The following is a 17574-nucleotide window of genomic DNA, read 5'->3' as shown; positions in this document are numbered from 1 at the left end:
ACATTAAAAGATACAGATATATAAAATAGTTTGGTTACCAGATCATAAGAATAAATTATTGTGTCTTTAATAATATTTAATCTTAATGCAGGCGTTCAAGCCCTCTAAATAGTTATATATTTGTTTCTTTTAAACCACAACAAACAAGATTAAGGATGAGCATCAATTTCACAACAGCAACTATTAAAGACTTTGAGAATATACCAGATAATGATATGGCTCAAAGGGCTGAAATTTTTTATGAATATTTAGACTATGTAAAGTCTAATGGACACATGAATTACAGACTGAAGAACACTTCAGGAACCAATGCGATACTGAATGTAAATATTGCAAACCAAAACAGAGAATTTGTTAGTTTTGTATCAAGTGATTATTTAGGATTTACACAGCACCCCAAAGTAAAACAGGCTGCCATTGAAGGAATCGAAAAATATGGTACAGGAACAGGAGCTACTCCTCTTATCGGTGGATATTTTGACTACCATAATGCCTTAGAAAAAAAAATCTCAAGTTTTTTTAAAAGAACAGAAGATGAAGCCGTAGTATTTACTACTGGTTATACCGCTAATAGTGCTTCTTTACAATGCTTAATGCAGAAAGAAGATCTGGCTATTTTAGACATGGCAGTGCATGCCAGTGTACACGAAGGATGTGCTTTTACCAATAAAAAAACATTTCCACACAATAATTTGGAATCTTTGGAACACATTTTGAAGGTATCTGAAAATCTGTACCGTACGAAACTCGTTATTGTGGACGGAGTGTATTCCCAGGATGGTGATACCTCCCGTATTAATGAGATCTACAATCTTGTAAAAAAGTATAATGCCTTTCTAATGGTAGACGATGTACACGGTGTCGGTATCCTTGGAGAAACAGGAAGAGGTACTTTGGAACAGGCTGGATTGCTGGATAAAGTAGACATCATCACAGGAACATTCAGTAAAACGTTTGGTAACCTTGGAGGATATGTCATTGCTGATAAAAAAATAGCAGCATTTATCAGATTCCAATCCCGTCAGCAGATTTTCTCAGCAACAGCTCCGCCATCATCCGCAGGAATTGTTAAAGCCATTGATTTAATAGACGAAGAACCTATCTGGAGAGAAAAACTCTGGAACAATATCAATTATTTCAAAAAAGGGCTTGATGATTTAGGATTGGACACCGGAGTTACGTGTTCCGCAATTATTCCCGTAAAAATTGGAGATCCTTATGTAACAGGAGAAGCCGGAAAACTACTAATAGAAAAAGGAATCTATACCAACCCGATTCTTTACCCGGCTGTACCAAGAAAAGATGCGCGTATAAGGATGAGTGTGACTGCCAGACACGAAAAAGAACATCTCGACAAAACGCTGAATGCGTTTGATGATATTAATAAAAAATTGCATATTGCAAAAAAATAATAAATTATGCCTAGAAAAGTAGTGCAGGGCCCCATTAGGGACAAAGAAAAAACAAAGCAAAAACTGCTTGCTGCAGTTGGTAAAATTTTAAGAGTAAAAGGGTACTCCGGATTAAAAGTAAGTAAAATTGCTGCGGTGGCCGGATTTGATAAAAAATTGATCTATGAGTACTTTGGAAGTACAGATAAACTGATCGATGAATATATCAAATCTCAGGATTACTGGAGCCAGGTCAATCAGGACGTTGATATGGATTTTTCCGACGGCGGACATGAACTTACCAAAATGGTTGTACTTAATCAATTCGAAAACCTGAAGAAAAATAAAGAACTTCAGAAAATTATCCTTTGGGAACTTTCAGAAAGCAAACCTATTCTTAAAAAACTGGTTGAACAACGTGAAGATGTAGGTGAGGTTTTGTTTGGAAATATCTCAGATCCTTACTTCGGGGAAGGTGTGGCAACAAGACATAGAGCAATTATGGCTCTGATTGTTTCTGGTGCTTACTATCTTAACCTTTATACAGGATATAATGCCAACAAATTCTGTGGTATTGATCTGAAAACTGAAGAAGGAAGAAAAGAGATTGAAGGGGCTATTGTTGAATTGATTGACTTTGCATACAGTAAAAAAAAATAAGGGTTAAAAGTTTTCCGATTTAAGCAGAAATGTTTTTTTGTTGATATTTGAAAACTTTTAATTTTCAAATTAAAACTATATTTCTTATTTTTGACCAATGGAAAATTTTATAGTATCTGCAAGAAAATATCGTCCTCAGGAGTTTGATACGGTTGTAGGACAATCTCATATTACGGATACTTTAGAACATGCAATTGAAGAAAGCCAATTAGCTCAGGCATTGCTTTTTTGTGGACCTCGTGGTGTAGGTAAAACTACTTGCGCCCGAATTCTGGCAAGAAAGATCAATGAGAAAGATGGCTCGGTTTCAGAAGACGGCTTTGCTTATAATATTTATGAGCTGGATGCTGCATCCAATAACTCTGTAGATGATATCAGGGAACTGATAGATCAGGTAAGATTTGCACCTCAGGTCGGTAAATACAAAGTGTATATTATTGACGAGGTTCATATGCTGTCTTCTGCCGCTTTCAATGCTTTCCTTAAAACCCTGGAAGAGCCGCCTGCCCATGCGATCTTTATTCTGGCAACCACGGAGAAACATAAAATTATTCCAACAATTTTATCCCGCTGCCAGATCTATGACTTCAAGAGAATTGTTATTGAAGACATTCAGAATCATCTCAAGAACATCGCCCAGAAGGAAAATATCCAGTACGAAGATGACGCATTGTACCTGATCGCTCAAAAAGCTGATGGTGCATTAAGAGATGCACTTTCTATTTTCGACAGGCTCTCAACCTTCTCTCAGAAAAATATTACGCTGGCAAAAGCAGCCGAAGTATTGAATATTCTGGATTACGATCAATATCTTAATATCGTAGATCTTGCCAAGGAAAACAAAATTCCTGAAGTGCTTTTTGCGTTCAATGAAATTGTAAAGAAAGGATTTGATCCCCACATATTCATTGCCGGATTAGGAAATCATTTCAGAGATCTGATGATGGCGCAGAATACTTCTACTATCGATCTCATAGAAGTGGGAGAGAAGACAAAATCTAAATTTATAGAACAGGGACAGAAGTGGGCCGCCCAGCAGCTGATTGATGGCATTGAAATCTGCAACCATGCAGATATTAATTATAAGAATTCCAAAAATCCAAGACTTACGGTTGAAATTGCATTAATGCAGCTGGCTTCACTGACAGCTAATTTAGGCGATACTAAAAAAAAAAGTTCCTGATTCTAGCTCCGTTTCTTAGTGAGAAACAGGAGATAAAAATGCCGGAAAAAGCTCCGGAGAAAAAAGAAGTTAAGGCAGAACAACAGACTGCAGCTCCTGATAAAGTAGAGGCCACTCCAGTAACAAAAACAACCAAGCCATTATCAAGACCGGGAATTTCTTCCGGTTTCAGCATCAATTCTTTCCTGAATAAAGAAGATAAAGCAGAAACAACAGAAACAATTGTTGTGAAAAATGAAAATCTTCCTCAACACCATTTTACAGATACAGATCTGCAGATGGAATGGAAAATTATGCTTAAACAGCTTCAGGTAAAAAATAACTTTGTTTTTAATGCAGTAAAAACCTTCAAACTTGAAAAAGCTGAGGAAAATAAAATCAAAGTTTTATTCCCTTCAGATTCTGCCAAAGTAGAATTTGATAAAATAAGCGGAGAATTTTTTAATCATTTTAAAAGAAAAATTCAAAACCATATGATTGAGGTGGAATACGTCAGAGACGTTGAAAATCTGAAGATTGAGGTTGTGACCAAGAGGAAAATGTTTGAAAAAATGATCGAAAAAAATCCACTTTTAAAAGATCTTGATGATTTAATGAAGTTTGATTTGACATAATTTTTATATATTTGTCAAATATTTCTGTTGAAAATATGTTTTCGACAAGAACAAATCATAACCAGAAAGGCTAAAACAAACGCATTTCTAGAATAAAATGGAAAAATTGACTAACACATATCTGTCTTTTTTTGCACCCGCTAATTACTTTTTTAGCGGTTATTTTAGTTTTTCTGCTTCTTATTATAGAAATTTCAGAACGTATTACCGATTTTATTGGTACTGTTAACTGAATTTCTTTCCAAAAAATACAGGAGAAGTAGAGCCCTATTATTTTCCTGATTCCTTTAAACAATTTTGAACGGCATTTTTTGAAAAGAATTATAAATTAAATTTTATAATCCAAAGGGCTATTGCTGTCAACGAAAAAATTATATAAAAAAACAATAAAATTTAGAATATGAATTTAAATGATTTGAAAAATGAGTGGATCGATGGGCTTACACAACCTCTAATGATCGCGGGACCATGTAGTGCGGAAAGTGAAGCTCAGATGCTTGAAACTGCAAGGAGAATTAAAGAATCCAATGCCAATGTATCTGTTTTCCGTGCAGGAATCTGGAAGCCTCGTACTAAACCAAACGGGTTTGAAGGAGTAGGAGTAATAGGTTTGAACTGGCTAAAAAAAGTAAAAGAAGAGTATGGTTTCAAAACAGCGACCGAAGTAGCTAACGCACATCACGTATTTGCCGCCCTGGAAGCAGATGTAGATGTTCTTTGGATCGGAGCGCGTTCTACAGTAAACCCATTTACAGTACAGGAAATTGCAATGGCTTTAAGAGGAACAGATAAGCCTGTATTCGTGAAAAACCCCGTTAATCCGGATCTTGCATTATGGATTGGAGCATTGGAAAGACTCTTAGGTCAGGATATTAAAAACCTGGGAGTAATTCACAGAGGATTTTCAACATACCAGAAAACAAAATACAGAAACAACCCGAACTGGCAGATTGCCCTTGACTTCAAGAGCCAGTTTCCAAATATTCCAATGCTGATTGACCCTTCACATATCTGCGGAAACAGAACAGGTCTTGCTGATATCACTCAGGAAGCTCTTAACGTAGGATACCAGGGAGCTATCATTGAATCACACTGCAATCCTGATGAGGCGTGGAGTGATGCTTCTCAGCAGATTACTCCGGAAGTTCTTGCAGACCTTATTGGTAATCTGAAAGTAAGAAGCTCTAACCTTGCAGGTTTTGAAGGAGAAATGGGTAGACACAGAACCTTAATCTCAGATCTTGACTTCCAGTTAATTGAACTTCTTTCTCAAAGAATGAAAATTTCTGAAAAGATCGGTAAACTTAAAAAGGAGAATGATATCGCGATCTTCCAGCCTGAACGTTGGAAAGTAATCACTGAATACGCTACTCAAAAAGCGAAAGAAACAGGAATGTCTCAGGAATTTATTGAAAAAGTCTTTAAAGCAATTCATGAAGAATCTATTGAAGTTCAGAATAGCATTATGATCGATAAGAGATAAATTGCAGGCAATGGTAAAGAGTTTGGGTTTTAAAGTATAATAGTTTTAATTTCTGAAATCCATTACCTGCTTACAGCAAAAAATATTTATTAGGGCTTAGACCTCGGGATGTAGAAAATAGAAACATGTGTTTTTAACCTATTTCCCGAATTCTAAGCCCTAATTCCTTATATTTGCATCAGTATTATCTATGAAAGGAAAAATCATTAAATCTACAGGCAGCTGGTACCAGGTTTTGGAATTGGAAACAAATAAAATTTTCGAGGCCAGAATCAGGGGGAAATTCAAATTAATAAAAACAAGACTTACCAATCCACTTGCTGTAGGAGATTTTGTTGAGTTTCAACTGGAACAGGATGATATTGCCTGGATCACGAAAATTGAGCCACGTTCCAATTACCTGATCAGAAAATCAGTAAACCTTTCAAAAGAAGCCCATATTATTGCTTCCAATATTGATTTGGCCTGCTTTATCTTTACCCTAAAGCATCCTGAAACATCCTTAGGATTCCTAGACAGATTTCTGGCATGTTGTGAGGCCTATAATATTACACCACTGATTCTTTTTAATAAGATTGATGTTCTCCATGGAGAAGAAATAGAAATTGTAAAAGATATTGAATTTCTCTACCAGGAAATTGGATATCAGACACTGGAAATATCATCTTATTCAAGACTGAACCTTGATCAGCTGGAAGAAATCCTTAAAGATAAAACTTCAGTGTTCTTCGGACATTCTGGTTGTGGAAAGTCGACTCTGGTAAATGCTTTACAGCCAGGATTAAATTTAAAAACATCCGAAATTTCAGACACCCACCTGAAAGGAAAACATACAACAACTTTTGCACAGATGCACTTTTGGGATTTTGGTGGAAATGTGATCGATACCCCCGGTGTCCGTGAATTTGCCATGATTGATATTGAAAAAGAAGAAGTACAGCATTATTTCCCTGAGATTTTTAAAAAGAGAGAAGAGTGTAAATTTCATAACTGCCTTCACGTGAATGAGCCGAAGTGTGCCGTTCTTGATGCCCTTGAAACAGGCGAGATACAACATTCCCGCTATGCCACTTACATTAAATTGATGGATGAAGCAGAAGAAGCTTCCCAAAAATAAAATATACAGAGAGACTATCATTAAATAGTCTCTTTTTTTGTTTTAAAGTTTTCTATTACTTAACCTTGACAAGGAGTGTTTTAAATAGGTCTTTATTTAATTACCTCTGTGATTTTAGTAATGTATTCTATAATATTATTTATTTAAAGAATAAATTAAATGCTATAATTGATTGTCAGTTTTTTAATACTTGGTATGTTGAATTTTAATGAAAAAAAATCTGTTTTTTAATAACTCTACTTTTTGATGTGACAAATTTGGCAGATAACTCCACTTTTGGCATATTTTAGTTGACAGGAAAAATGATATTCTGGAAAATCCGATTATTCTATTAATTGAAATAAAAGAAATAATATTAATAAATATCCCTTTTTATAGCTTTTAAAATTATTGAATTGATAAAAAATGACTGTTTTTTTTGAAAATAAAAAACCCAGCCGAAGCTGGGTAAAAACTAATAACCATGAAAACTCAAATTAAACATGAGAATCGCAATAGAATAAACAATTACTGTGCCAAAGATTGCTTCATAATTTCTTAATAAAAGTTATTTTTATGTTAAAAAAAAATTAAAATAAAAATCAAAGATATTTTTTGTAATTTTGCGCCATTAAAAAAATATACATTTATGTCTAACATTACATTCACTATGATTAAGCCTGATGCAGTTGCTGACGGACATATCGGTGCTATATTGGGTAAGATTGCTGAAGGAGGTTTTAAAATCAAAGCTTTAAAATTAACTCAGCTTACAGTTGCTGATGCAAAAAAATTCTATGAAGTACATGCTGAAAGACCATTTTATGGTGAGTTGGTAGAATTCATGAGCTCTGGTCCTATCGTTGCTGCTGTTTTAGAAAAAGATAATGCAGTTGAAGACTTCAGAACATTAATCGGTGCTACTAACCCTGCAGAAGCAGCTGAAGGTACAATCAGAAAGATGTTTGCAAGAAGCATCGGAGAAAATGCAGTTCACGGTTCAGATTCTGACGAGAATGCATTAATCGAAGCTCAGTTCCATTTTTCAGGAAGAGAGATTTTCTAAGAAAATTATCTTACAAAATAAAAGATCCGGAGAATTTTCTCCGGATTTTGTTTTTTAAGACATTCCTATTAAAGATTATTTTCAATGGCACCTACATTTTCTCTGTAGAGCTCAAGAGGTTTGTTGAGTAACACAGCAATGACCGTCATTTGCTTATCCAGCTTTTCCTTGGGAATATCAATGTAAATAATTCCCGGTGTGGCGCTCCAGTAAAGCTTATTGTAAATGGTGTGTGAGAGCATTGTACCTTCTCCCACCACTCTGATTCTTGCAATCTCATTTTTTATTCCCTTAAGGGCAATGGGGCCTGTAGGTGTTCCTTCCACAAAAAGATAGAGTGTCTGTTTATCTTTAGACAATGCACTCATTCCTGAATAATGTCCATCCGGTAATCCTTTCTCAGTTTCATAAAGTGCTTCCGCATGCTTACTTATCCATTGCAGAGTTTCCTGATTGGTGTTGGGTGTTTTCTTGATTTTCATATCAAGGCCATCACTGGTTAGTCCTGAAGAAGTTGGTAGGTTATGACCATTATATAGCGCATTGGCTATAGTATAGACTGCTTCCTGTGTGTTTTTGTTATCCAGAATTTCTGCGAGAGGGCGATCTTCATTCTTAAAATCTTTCAAAAATAAAGGGGGAGTATCGAAAGTAAGCTCTACAACGGTGACATCTTTGTCAAATTTTACATTAGAAAAATTCAATGTCAGTGTTTTTTCTGTATTGTAGTCCATTTTGATAACAGCAGAAGGATCTCCGATAATTTTTGCCGAAGTAGGTTTTGTTCCCAGTCCATAAATCTTTGTAAAGTTTTTAGCTTCCTCGAGATAAAGGAATAACGACTTTTTTGTGGTGGATAAAGAAGACTTTCCTTTATAATTTTCAAAAGGAATTCCACGGGTTGTTTCATAAATGGCATGCTGATTTTTGGAAGTCCAGCGGCCAAGATTTTTCAGAATTTCAATCTGTTCTTCGGGAATGGTGCCATCTGATCTGGGTCCGATATCAAGCAGAAGGTTTCCTCCCATACTGATCACGTCTGCCAGAGTTCTGACAATCATATTAGGTGTTTTATAACTTTTATCGAAAGGCTGATATCCCCAGGAATCATTCATAGTATAACAAAGTTCCCAGTATGGATTTTGTGGCGGAACTACAGGTATTCCCTGTTCAGGAGTATCATAATCCCCATGAGTAGTAAGCCTTGAATTGATGATAATGTCAGAATTGTGTTTTTTAAGCAGTTCCAGTGTTTGAGAAGTTTTCCATTCCTCAGAAGTATGTTCCCAGTCTCCATCGAACCAAAGAAGGTCAGGCGAGTACTGAGAAGAAAGTTCATTAAGCTGGCTTTGATAATAACTGATGAAGTTCTGCCATCGTTTCGGGTCGTCTTTTATTTCGTACCGTTTTTTTGTCCGGGTGTTGATGTCGTAATAAGGATGGCTCCAATCCGGCAATGAGAAATAAAGTCCTGTTTTTAATCCGGAATTTTTCAAAGCGGAAACAAAAGGACTTAAAACATCTTTTTTTGCCAAGGACTGTCCGGGAATAGTAATCGCTTTTTCAGCCTTAGAGTTCCATAATGAAACTCCGTCATGGTGTTTGGTTGTAATAACAGCATATTTTGCTCCGGATTCTTTAATAAAGTTTACCCATTGTTCAGGCTGGTATTTTGAAGCTGAAAAACCATTCAGCTGTTTCATGTAATTTTCGTGATTGATATAATTGTTGAAAAATGACCATGATTCGGAAATTCCATTCACGGAGTAGATTCCCCAATGAATAAAAATACCCAGTTTGGCATTTTTAAACCATTCCATTTTCTTGCTGCTGTCAACCGTTTGAACCTGTGCGTTGATATGATAAGCCGATAAAGTCAACCCCAGGAAAACAGCTTTAATCAGACTGTTTTTCATATATAGTTTTATTTTACCATTAAATATAATTAAAGAAAACATTACCACAACAATTTCTCAATATTTACTCATAATTATTATCAGAGTGTTTCCTTTATTATTGTATTTTTATGATTTAAACTAAAAACCATCTCCATCTAATTTGAACTTAGAATAAAAGTTTGAATAGATTGGATTAGATAAATGGAACGTTTATTGTAAATTTTATCTGAAAAAAAGCAATTATGAAAATTCCAGTAGTATTAATGGCGAGTTTATTAGCGGTAGGAGTTTCTGCACAAAGCACTAAACCTGAAGCTAAAACTAAAAAGCCTGTAAAAAAAGTAAAAAGAGCAACAACGCCCGACACCGTTGAAAAGAAAAAACCGGGAACTCCTAAACCAATTGTAAAAAAAGATACGCTTGTTCTTCGTGGCTATGGCTGTCCGGCTTGTGGAATGGGATAAAAGATGAAAAAACCACTGTTAGGAATATCAATGATGGCAGAAGCTGATTTTGTTTCTGCTGTTTTGCCGTTGCTGCAGAACAAGGCTGTTGATGTTCTGGAATGGTCTTTTGATACCCTTTATCATACCAATGAATCGGATTGGCTTCGTGATCTGCTGAACTTTTATGCAGAAAATAATCGTTTGATAGGACATGGTGTTTATTATTCCCTGTTTGATGCAAGGTGGACAGAAAGGCAGGAACAATGGCTGCAAAAGCTAAAAGAAGAAGTCAGCCTGAGAAGGTATAATCATATCACGGAACATTTTGGTTTCATGAACACTGAAAACTTTCATCAGGGAGTGCCATTGCCGGTATGTCTGCATCCCAAAACTTTACAGATAGGAAAAGACCGATTGTACAGACTTCAGCAGGCTGTGGATATTCCTGTAGGTATAGAAAATCTGGCTTTTTCATTTTCTATAGATGATGTAAAGGAACAAGGAGTATTTCTTGATAAATTAACCGAAGACACCAATGGCTTTCTGATTCTTGATCTTCATAATATTTATTGTCAATCCTGTAATTTTGAAGTAGAAATAGAGGAAATAATTGATCTGTACCCTTTAGATAAGGTAAAAGAGATTCATCTTTCCGGTGGAAGCTGGCAGGAGAGTGTGTACGGAAAAAAGCAGGTGAGAAGGGATACGCATGATGATGTTATTCCTGAAGAGATTTTTTTTATTTTACCCTCTGTTTTAGCAAAATGTCAAAATCTGGAATATATTATTATTGAAAGGCTGGGGCATACGTTGAAAACAGAAGAGGATAAAGAAAATTTCCTAAATGATTTCAATAAAGTTAAAACAATAATCGAAGCTTCAGATTGGAAAGAGAAAGAAAAGAGGAGTTGGAACAAGCGGCAAATACAACTTTTGGAGAAGCCTTTAGAAGATCTGGCTTTATTTGAAGAGCAATCGAGGCTTACCAGGCTTCTTTTTGATGGGGCAGGAGCTGGGGTGATCAAAGATCAGGATTTTCATTATTTTAAAACAGAGAACTGGGATCCCGAAATGATTCTTACAGCCCAGAATATTATTAAAAAATGGAATCCTTATTAATTCTATCCTGATAACCAAAATCAAAATATATGAAAATGACAACACTCGTATTGATCATTACTGCTGTCCTCACTGCTCTGATAGGAGGACTTTTCTATGCTTATTCATGTTCTGTAGTTCTTGGACTGGGAAAACTCTCTGATGTGGAATATCTGAAAGCAATGCAGAACATCAACCGGGAAATTCTGAACCCGGTTTTCTTCATGAGTTTTATGGGAACAGCGATTCTCCTTCCGGTATCTGCCTTTTTGTTTCGGGGATATCAGCCTGCTTTTATTTTTCTCGTGTTGGCTGCGCTGGCTTATCTGATCGGAGTTTTTGGAGTGACGGTTGCTGGAAATGTTCCGATGAATGACGCGCTGGATAAGTTTGATATTTCCAGTTCTACAACAGAAGCGATCCGGCAGATGCGTGATAATTTTGAAAACAGATGGAATTTTCTGAATAATATAAGAACGGTCTTTTCTGTCGTTTCAATCATTTTTGTAGTCTGTGCCTGTATTTGGAACAGGGAGGTGTAAAAAGATTTGGAATAGGTGAAAATACTTAATGATAGATTCAGTATTTCTACGGATGCATACGTATGGTTTTATTCTGATCTTTGTAATGTTAGCAAGACAAAACAGCGTTTTAACATTCAAAATGTTGAAAAAAAATTTATAACCAAGAAGACTTCATTTCAAACAAGAGAAAAGGCAGCCATTGGCTGCCTTTTTTGTTTATGATAAAAATACTTATTAAATCTTTAAAAGCTCAATAGTTCTCTCAGGGCTTTCTGCAGAGAAAACAGCATTTCCTGCCACAAGAACATCAGCTCCTGCTTCAAAAAGCTTAGAAGCGTTGTCAAGATTCACTCCACCATCAATTTCGATAAGTGCCGTAGAGTTGTTGCTTAAGATAAGGTCTTTGGTTTCAGCAATCTTTTTGTAAGTGTTTTCAATGAATTTCTGTCCTCCAAATCCGGGATTTACACTCATTAACAATACCAGGTCCACATCTGCAATAATGTCTTCAAGCATTAATACAGGAGTGGAAGGGTTTAAAACAACACCTGCTTTTACTCCTTTACTCTGAATGTGGTGAATCGTTCTGTGAAGATGCGTACATGCTTCATAATGAACGGAAATAAGGTCCGCACCATGATTGATGAATTCATCAACATATTTCTCAGGTTCCACAATCATCAGGTGAACATCTACAAATTTTTTGGCATGCTGCTGAACAGTTTTCATTACCGGAAAACCAAATGAAATGTTAGGTACAAATCTGCCGTCCATTACATCAATGTGGAACCAGTCGGCCTGAGAGTTGTTCAGCATTTCAATGTCTCTTTGCAGGTTCCCAAAGTCTGCAGATAAAAGGGATGGAGCAATAAGCTTCGTTTTCATTTTTACTTTTTATACTTTTTATTTAGATATAAGATACTAGATCTCAGATTTCAGATTTTTAAAGAGCATAAGTATGCAGTTATTTGAGTCTGGTGTCTGTTATCTTATATCTGAAATCTCATTTAATGATATTTCAGTTTCATTTCCGGTTTGATCTTAAGAACTGTTTCATAGATAAGCTTAATAACATTAGCTACATCTTCCTTAGACACCATTTCTACCGTAGTATGCATATAACGCAAAGGTAAGGAAATTAACGCACTTGGCACCCCGCCGTTGGAATGGGCAAAAGCATCAGTATCAGTTCCTGTAGCTCTGCTTGCCGCAGCTCTTTGGAAAGGAATTTTTTTAGTTTTTGCCGTATCAATAATCAATTCTCTGATCGTGTGGTGAACACTCGGAGCAAAGAATACTACCGGCCCTGCACCACATTTCTGATCTCCTTCTTTTTTCTTTTCAATCATCGGAGTTGTAGTGTCGTGGGTAACATCTGTTACAATGGCAATATTCGGTTTGATGGTGTCAGCAATCATGTCTGCTCCGTATAAACCTACTTCTTCCTGTACAGAATTGGTAATGTAAAGTCCAAATGGGATAGATTTCTTATTTTCTTTTAAAAGTCTGGCAACTTCAGCAATCATGAAGCCTCCGATTCTGTTGTCCAATGCTCTGCAGACAAAATATCTGTCGTTCATTTCGAAGAACTCATCTGGGTAAGTGATCATACATCCTACAAAGATTCCCATTTCTTCCACTTCTTTCTTGGTAGTTGCACCACAGTCGATGAAAATATTTTCGATTTTCGGAGTAGGCTCATTCTGATTTGTTCTTGTGTGAATAGCCGGCCATCCGAATACTCCTTTTACGATTCCGTTTTCTCCGTGAATATGGACAACTTTTGAAGGAGCGATTGTTTGATCGGAACCTCCGTTTCTGATCACATAGATTAATCCGTCATCCGTAATATAATTAACGTACCATGAAATTTCATCAGCATGCGCTTCAATCACTACTTTAAATTCAGCTTCCGGATTGATGATCCCATAACAGGTTCCATAATGGTCTACTTCTATTTTGTCAACATAAGGTCTGATATAGTCCATCCAGACTTCCTGTCCTTTGTGCTCATAGCCTGTTGGTGATGAAGTGTTTAAATATTTCTCTAAAAATTTCAAAGATTTCTTTTCAAATTTCATAAAAAGGAATGATTTTTGCGTTTAATTTTTCTTCTTATAAGTGTAAAAATAATGAATTTTAGTAAGATTATCTGCCTTTTTATTTTCTTTTTTGGAGTCAGTGTTTTTGGCCAAAAGGATGGGGTAGTGGCAAAACCACTCAATCAATATCCGGCTGAATCATTGAAGACAGATGAATTTGGAAATAAATATTATTATGACGAGCAGCAAAAAGTCAAGATTTATGAAATCAATGGCGAGCCTGTAGTCGTATTAGACGAGTTGGTTTTGGTTAATAAACCAAGATTTAATAATCAACTGGATAAAAATTACTACTATTTTCTGAATAAAAAGCTGTACAGAGTATATCCGCTATTTGTTACCGCATTACAGCAATACAGAGATATCCAGAAAGATATGAATGATATGGATAGTAAAGCTAAAAGAAAATTTGTAAGAGAAAGACAGAATATGCTGGCGGATCAGTATGAAAAACAGCTAAGAGACCTTACCACTACCGAGGGGCAGGTTTTTGCAAAGCTCATGAACAGAGCTACCGGAAAAAATGTCTTTGAAATCATCAAGGAGTTGAGAGGTGGATGGAGTGCTTTCTGGTGGAATGTAAAAGGAAAAATGGCTGATATTGATCTTAAAGAACAATATGATCCACACAAAAACAGAACTGATGAATTTGTAGAGTCATTGCTTCAGTCCAATTGGAATTCAGGGTATTTGCAGCCTTACCCGGGAGCAAGCGATTTTAAAGTCAAGAAATAATAAAAATTCCTGTAAGAACACTTACAGGAATTTTTCTTTTAATTTATCAAATACAATCTTATCTATCGGAAGAGGGAAAGGATTGTCTGGTCTGTCTATATCAATCCATTCTGTTTTTTCGATGCAGGGATCCATGATAATAAAATCTTCTTCATTCACTATGTCTACTATATAATATATGGTAAGAAGCTGCTCGTTTTCTTTGAATCGTGAAACAAGAAAGTTTTCCTGAGTGTAAAAATGTTCCAGGACATTGATCTGTACATTCAGTTCTTCATCAAACTCACGATGCAGGCATTCCAGTACTCCTTCACCATATTCCAATCCGCCACCCGGAAATTTCATTAAAGGTTCGCCGGCATATTCTTCAAATAAAGTAAGAACTTGTTTGTCTTTTACTGCACACGCATACACTCTAATGTTGATCTTATCTATCATATATATAATGTATAATATTTGTATAGCTAATGTAAGGAATTTTGTTGAGAAAAAGCTGGAAGTTGGAAGCACGAAGCCGGAAGTTTAATGCTATTTATTTTTAATAATATTGAATAAACGTATCTTGTTAATTATTATTTTAAAATAAAAAATCAATATTAATAAAACACTTGGTTGTAAACATCCAGCTTCCATCCTCCGGCTTCCATTCTATAATTTAATGGCATTGATCATCTCTCTCTTTCCCGGAGGCCCCTGTTTTTTTTCTACCTGGAAATTCAGCTCCTGAAGAATTCTCCTTACACTGCCTTTAGAAGAATAGGTGGTTAATAATCCGTTAATGGCCATTTTGTCAGAAACCAGTTCAAATAATGGCTTTTCCCAAAGATCAGGCTGCACTCTGGCACCGAAACAATCGAAATAAACAAGATTGATTTTAGGCAAATCGATGTCTTTCAGGTCAAAAAAATCACATTCTATCTTTTTAAGGTTGAATCCACTAATGATTTCTACTGACTTTTCCCAATCTGCCAGATGAATTTTCTGATAAATATTTTTAAACTCAGGGTTGTCAAAATGTTCAAAGTATGCCAAATCCTTAACTTCGGATTCATTTATGGGGTATTTTTCAAGCGAAAAATAATTGATGACATGATTTTTGTCAGTTTTTAAATATTCATTAATTGTTACCAAAACATTCAAACCTGTTCCAAAACCGAGTTCTAAAATATTAATTTCGCAATCATTTATCAAATTCAATCCATTTTTAATAAACACATGTTCGGCTTCCTGAAGTGCTCCATGATGCGAATGGTAGTTTTCATTCAACTCATTGATAAACAATGTTTTACTACCATCGTTTGTGGTCTTAATCTCTCTTTTCAAGCTATTTTTTTGTCAAATTTACTCTAAAATTTTTATATTTAGAAAATTATGTTAAATTTGTAGAACATCGTAAAAATTTTAAAAAATGATAATTCAAAAAACTGAAAACTCCAGAATTTCTACATTTGACCCTAACGATTTTTCATTTGGTGGTACTTTCATAGATCATATGATTATATGTGAGTATGAAGATGGGAAATGGGGTGATGTAAAATTAGTTCCTTACGGTCCGATTCCATTTACACCTGCCATGATGGGAGTAAACTATGGACAAGCTTGTTTTGAAGGTATGAAAGCCTATAAAGACAAAGACGGGCAGGTTTTCCTTTTCAGGCCTGAAAAGAATTTTGAACGTATCAATAAGTCAGCAAAGCGTCTTGCTATGCCTGAGGTGACTGAAGAAATGTTTTTAGACGGGTTAAAAGCTTTAGTAGATCTGGACAGAGAGTGGATTCCTCAGGGGGAAGGAATGTCTCTTTATATCAGACCATTGATTTTTGCTACAGAGGAAGCTTTGAAAGCAAGAGTATCTAATAAATATATGTTTGCTATCGTTGCAACACCAGCGAAGAGCTATTATTCAGAGCCGGTATCTGTAAAAATCTCTGATCACTATTCAAGAGCTGCAAACGGAGGAGTAGGTTCTGCAAAAGCTGCAGGTAACTACGCTGCTTCTTTCTATCCTACGCAATTGGCGATCGAAGAAGGATATGAGCAAATCATCTGGACGGATGATGCTACTCACGAATATTTTGAAGAAAGTGGTACAATGAACGTATTTGTAAGAATCAACGATACGATCTTTACACCTCCAACTTCTGAAAAAATTCTTGACGGAGTAACAAGAGACAGTTTCATTCAGCTAGCTAAGAAAAGAGGAATTGAAGTGAAAATAGAACCAATTCCTGTGAAAACAGTTATTGAAGCGTTGAAGAACGGTTCTCTTAAAGAAGTGTGGGGAGTAGGTACAGCTGTTGTTACCACTCAGTTCCAGGCTTTAGGATATGAAGGTGAAAAACTTGAGCTTCCAAGATTATCTGACGAAGAAAGTTTCGCTGCTCTTCTTAAGAAAGATTTGGTAGACCTGCAAAACAACCTTTCTGAAGATCCTTTCGGATGGAGAGTTGTGGTAGATCACGCTTTAGAAACAGTTTAATATTTTTTTAAATAAACTATATAAAAGTCGGGTTTTTCCCGGCTTTTTTTGTATTTATGTAGTCGTATAAAATGTATGAATGACTTTTAATTTGGGGATTCAATCAGTTGCCTTGTTTTATTAATAGATTGATACATTTTTACATTCGCATATTTCTGGGTCAAGTTTTGTAATTGATTCGCGAAATGTGTATTTTCGCAAAAGTTTATGAAAAAAATACTCTTCATATCAGCCATAAGCCTGTTGAGCTGCAACAGAAATACACAGACGGCCCATCCTCCGGTAGGCGGTGTTTTAAGTAAAAAAGATCTGGATGTTTCTAAAAACAGGATGAAAAATCTGAATACCATAGAAAGAGGCCAGATTCAGGATTGGATCAATGGCCAGTCTGTGAAATTCTATCCTACGCAGCTTAATTACTGGGTAACGGCAGAAGGCTATGATCAGAGAGAAAGAAGAAAAGATGAAACTTTGATTTCTTACTCTTATGATCTGTATGATTTTGATCAGACTAAAATCTACGACCAGTCTTTTGAAAGAAGAGATGCGAGATTCGGGCACTTTGATGAACTGAGGGCAGTGGAGAACGCTTTGCGTTTTATACAGGATGGAGAGGAAGTGACGCTTTTGGTGCCGTCTTCTTTGGCTTACGGAACTTTCGGAGACGAAAAGAAAATAGATAACGACATTCCATTAATCATAAAATTAAAAGCTCTATAATACATGAAATTGTTTAACAAGAATATAATTCTGGCAGCGGCAAGTATCTCGCTGATGAGTTGTACCCCAATTTATAAAA

Annotated in this window: 18 protein-coding genes; 13 read left to right on the top strand and 5 right to left on the bottom strand. The window is 35.8% G+C overall.

Annotated features, from left to right (window positions below; all coding sequences use genetic code 11):
* Positions 1-155: 155 nt before the first annotated feature.
* The 7 genes from ACLMCG_RS03830 to ACLMCG_RS03800 all read left to right on the top strand — a co-directional run bounded on the left by ACLMCG_RS03830 (position 156) and on the right by ACLMCG_RS03800 (position 7493).
* Positions 156-1412, top strand: a complete 1257-nt coding sequence (locus ACLMCG_RS03830; protein ID WP_047422657.1) for an aminotransferase class I/II-fold pyridoxal phosphate-dependent enzyme — start codon at positions 156-158, stop codon at positions 1410-1412.
* A 6-nt stretch (positions 1413-1418) separates the two neighbouring features.
* Positions 1419-2051: a TetR/AcrR family transcriptional regulator gene (locus tag ACLMCG_RS03825; protein WP_047422658.1), complete on the top strand. Its 633-nt coding sequence runs from the start codon at positions 1419-1421 to the stop codon at positions 2049-2051.
* Positions 2052-2148: 97 nt separating this feature from the next.
* Positions 2149-3234: a DNA polymerase III subunit gamma/tau gene (gene dnaX, locus ACLMCG_RS03820; protein WP_047422659.1), complete on the top strand. Its 1086-nt coding sequence runs from the start codon at positions 2149-2151 to the stop codon at positions 3232-3234.
* 38 nt (positions 3235-3272) lie between these two features.
* Positions 3273-3848: a hypothetical protein gene (locus tag ACLMCG_RS03815; protein WP_413958845.1), complete on the top strand. Its 576-nt coding sequence runs from the start codon at positions 3273-3275 to the stop codon at positions 3846-3848.
* Positions 3849-4248: 400 nt separating this feature from the next.
* Entirely contained in the window at positions 4249-5331 is a 1083-nt protein-coding gene (locus tag ACLMCG_RS03810) for a chorismate mutase (protein WP_047422660.1), read from the top strand.
* Positions 5332-5521: 190 nt separating this feature from the next.
* Complete coding sequence (gene rsgA, locus ACLMCG_RS03805) at positions 5522-6448, top strand: ribosome small subunit-dependent GTPase A (RefSeq protein WP_223598943.1); 927 nt, start codon at positions 5522-5524, stop codon at positions 6446-6448.
* A gap of 628 nt (positions 6449-7076) precedes the next feature.
* Complete coding sequence (locus tag ACLMCG_RS03800) at positions 7077-7493, top strand: nucleoside-diphosphate kinase (RefSeq protein ID WP_034687444.1); 417 nt, start codon at positions 7077-7079, stop codon at positions 7491-7493.
* A 68-nt stretch (positions 7494-7561) separates the two neighbouring features.
* Here the strand turns inward: ACLMCG_RS03800 and ACLMCG_RS03795 are convergent, their stop codons facing one another.
* Entirely contained in the window at positions 7562-9409 is a 1848-nt protein-coding gene (locus tag ACLMCG_RS03795) for an alpha-L-fucosidase (protein WP_413958844.1), read from the bottom strand.
* A gap of 224 nt (positions 9410-9633) precedes the next feature.
* Here ACLMCG_RS03795 and ACLMCG_RS03790 point away from each other — a divergent pair, with 224 nt between their 5' ends.
* From ACLMCG_RS03790 to ACLMCG_RS03780, 3 genes are read left to right on the top strand one after another with little or no spacing between them, the layout of a single operon-like run.
* A complete protein-coding gene (locus ACLMCG_RS03790; RefSeq protein WP_213279121.1) occupies positions 9634-9855 on the top strand; it encodes a hypothetical protein in 222 nt (73 codons plus the stop codon).
* Between the two features lie 3 nt (positions 9856-9858).
* A complete protein-coding gene (locus ACLMCG_RS03785; RefSeq protein ID WP_413958843.1) occupies positions 9859-10956 on the top strand; it encodes a DUF692 family multinuclear iron-containing protein in 1098 nt (365 codons plus the stop codon).
* Between the two features lie 29 nt (positions 10957-10985).
* On the top strand, positions 10986-11477 hold the full coding sequence (locus ACLMCG_RS03780) for a DUF1772 domain-containing protein (RefSeq protein WP_413958842.1): 492 nt from the start codon (positions 10986-10988) through the stop codon (positions 11475-11477).
* Between the two features lie 216 nt (positions 11478-11693).
* Here ACLMCG_RS03780 and rpe read toward each other — a convergent pair whose 3' ends face one another.
* The gene (gene rpe, locus ACLMCG_RS03775) at positions 11694-12344 is read right to left on the bottom strand and encodes a ribulose-phosphate 3-epimerase (RefSeq protein ID WP_047375387.1); all 651 of its coding nucleotides are present in this window, start codon (positions 12342-12344) and stop codon (positions 11694-11696) included.
* A gap of 122 nt (positions 12345-12466) precedes the next feature.
* Positions 12467-13540 carry a M42 family peptidase gene (locus ACLMCG_RS03770; protein ID WP_223598938.1) on the bottom strand — a complete coding sequence of 358 codons (1074 nt, stop codon included), beginning with the start codon at positions 13538-13540 and terminating at the stop codon, positions 12467-12469.
* Positions 13541-13591: 51 nt separating this feature from the next.
* Between ACLMCG_RS03770 and ACLMCG_RS03765 the strand changes: the two genes are divergently transcribed.
* Complete coding sequence (locus tag ACLMCG_RS03765; protein WP_223598937.1) at positions 13592-14296, top strand: DUF4294 domain-containing protein; 705 nt, start codon at positions 13592-13594, stop codon at positions 14294-14296.
* A gap of 21 nt (positions 14297-14317) precedes the next feature.
* On the opposite strand, the gene ACLMCG_RS03760 is transcribed toward ACLMCG_RS03765, so the two are convergent.
* Positions 14318-14734 carry an NUDIX domain-containing protein gene (locus ACLMCG_RS03760; protein WP_047384430.1) on the bottom strand — a complete coding sequence of 139 codons (417 nt, stop codon included), beginning with the start codon at positions 14732-14734 and terminating at the stop codon, positions 14318-14320.
* A 210-nt stretch (positions 14735-14944) separates the two neighbouring features.
* Complete coding sequence (gene mnmD, locus ACLMCG_RS03755) at positions 14945-15619, bottom strand: tRNA (5-methylaminomethyl-2-thiouridine)(34)-methyltransferase MnmD (protein ID WP_047384431.1); 675 nt, start codon at positions 15617-15619, stop codon at positions 14945-14947.
* Positions 15620-15704: 85 nt separating this feature from the next.
* On the opposite strand from mnmD, the gene ACLMCG_RS03750 reads away from it, so the two are divergent.
* Together ACLMCG_RS03750 and ACLMCG_RS03745 are read left to right on the top strand one after the other, a co-directional pair.
* Positions 15705-16775, top strand: coding sequence for a branched-chain amino acid aminotransferase (locus tag ACLMCG_RS03750; protein ID WP_223598936.1), 1071 nt, complete (start codon positions 15705-15707; stop codon positions 16773-16775).
* Positions 16776-16982: 207 nt separating this feature from the next.
* Positions 16983-17495 carry an FKBP-type peptidyl-prolyl cis-trans isomerase gene (locus ACLMCG_RS03745; RefSeq protein ID WP_413958841.1) on the top strand — a complete coding sequence of 171 codons (513 nt, stop codon included), beginning with the start codon at positions 16983-16985 and terminating at the stop codon, positions 17493-17495.
* The last annotated feature ends 79 nt before the right edge of the window (positions 17496-17574 follow it).

Origin of the sequence: Chryseobacterium sp. S90 (genome assembly GCF_047444895.1) — a bacterium.
Taxonomy (GTDB): Bacteria; Bacteroidota; Bacteroidia; order Flavobacteriales; family Weeksellaceae; genus Chryseobacterium.
The sequence above is the reverse complement of the archived record's forward strand: the minus strand, read 5'-3'. Positions and strand labels throughout refer to the sequence as shown.

Coding starts and splice junctions, on each gene's coding strand:
- ACLMCG_RS03830 (WP_047422657.1), top strand. CDS start 156: ATGAGCATCAATTTCACAACAGCAACTATTAAAGACTTTGAGAATATA.
- ACLMCG_RS03825 (WP_047422658.1), top strand. CDS start 1,419: ATGCCTAGAAAAGTAGTGCAGGGCCCCATTAGGGACAAAGAAAAAACA.
- dnaX (WP_047422659.1), top strand. CDS start 2,149: ATGGAAAATTTTATAGTATCTGCAAGAAAATATCGTCCTCAGGAGTTT.
- ACLMCG_RS03815 (WP_413958845.1), top strand. CDS start 3,273: ATGCCGGAAAAAGCTCCGGAGAAAAAAGAAGTTAAGGCAGAACAACAG.
- ACLMCG_RS03810 (WP_047422660.1), top strand. CDS start 4,249: ATGAATTTAAATGATTTGAAAAATGAGTGGATCGATGGGCTTACACAA.
- rsgA (WP_223598943.1), top strand. CDS start 5,522: ATGAAAGGAAAAATCATTAAATCTACAGGCAGCTGGTACCAGGTTTTG.
- ACLMCG_RS03800 (WP_034687444.1), top strand. CDS start 7,077: ATGTCTAACATTACATTCACTATGATTAAGCCTGATGCAGTTGCTGAC.
- ACLMCG_RS03795 (WP_413958844.1), bottom strand. CDS start 9,409: ATGAAAAACAGTCTGATTAAAGCTGTTTTCCTGGGGTTGACTTTATCG.
- ACLMCG_RS03790 (WP_213279121.1), top strand. CDS start 9,634: ATGAAAATTCCAGTAGTATTAATGGCGAGTTTATTAGCGGTAGGAGTT.
- ACLMCG_RS03785 (WP_413958843.1), top strand. CDS start 9,859: ATGAAAAAACCACTGTTAGGAATATCAATGATGGCAGAAGCTGATTTT.
- ACLMCG_RS03780 (WP_413958842.1), top strand. CDS start 10,986: ATGAAAATGACAACACTCGTATTGATCATTACTGCTGTCCTCACTGCT.
- rpe (WP_047375387.1), bottom strand. CDS start 12,344: ATGAAAACGAAGCTTATTGCTCCATCCCTTTTATCTGCAGACTTTGGG.
- ACLMCG_RS03770 (WP_223598938.1), bottom strand. CDS start 13,540: ATGAAATTTGAAAAGAAATCTTTGAAATTTTTAGAGAAATATTTAAAC.
- ACLMCG_RS03765 (WP_223598937.1), top strand. CDS start 13,592: ATGAATTTTAGTAAGATTATCTGCCTTTTTATTTTCTTTTTTGGAGTC.
- ACLMCG_RS03760 (WP_047384430.1), bottom strand. CDS start 14,734: ATGATAGATAAGATCAACATTAGAGTGTATGCGTGTGCAGTAAAAGAC.
- ACLMCG_RS03750 (WP_223598936.1), top strand. CDS start 15,705: ATGATAATTCAAAAAACTGAAAACTCCAGAATTTCTACATTTGACCCT.
- ACLMCG_RS03745 (WP_413958841.1), top strand. CDS start 16,983: ATGAAAAAAATACTCTTCATATCAGCCATAAGCCTGTTGAGCTGCAAC.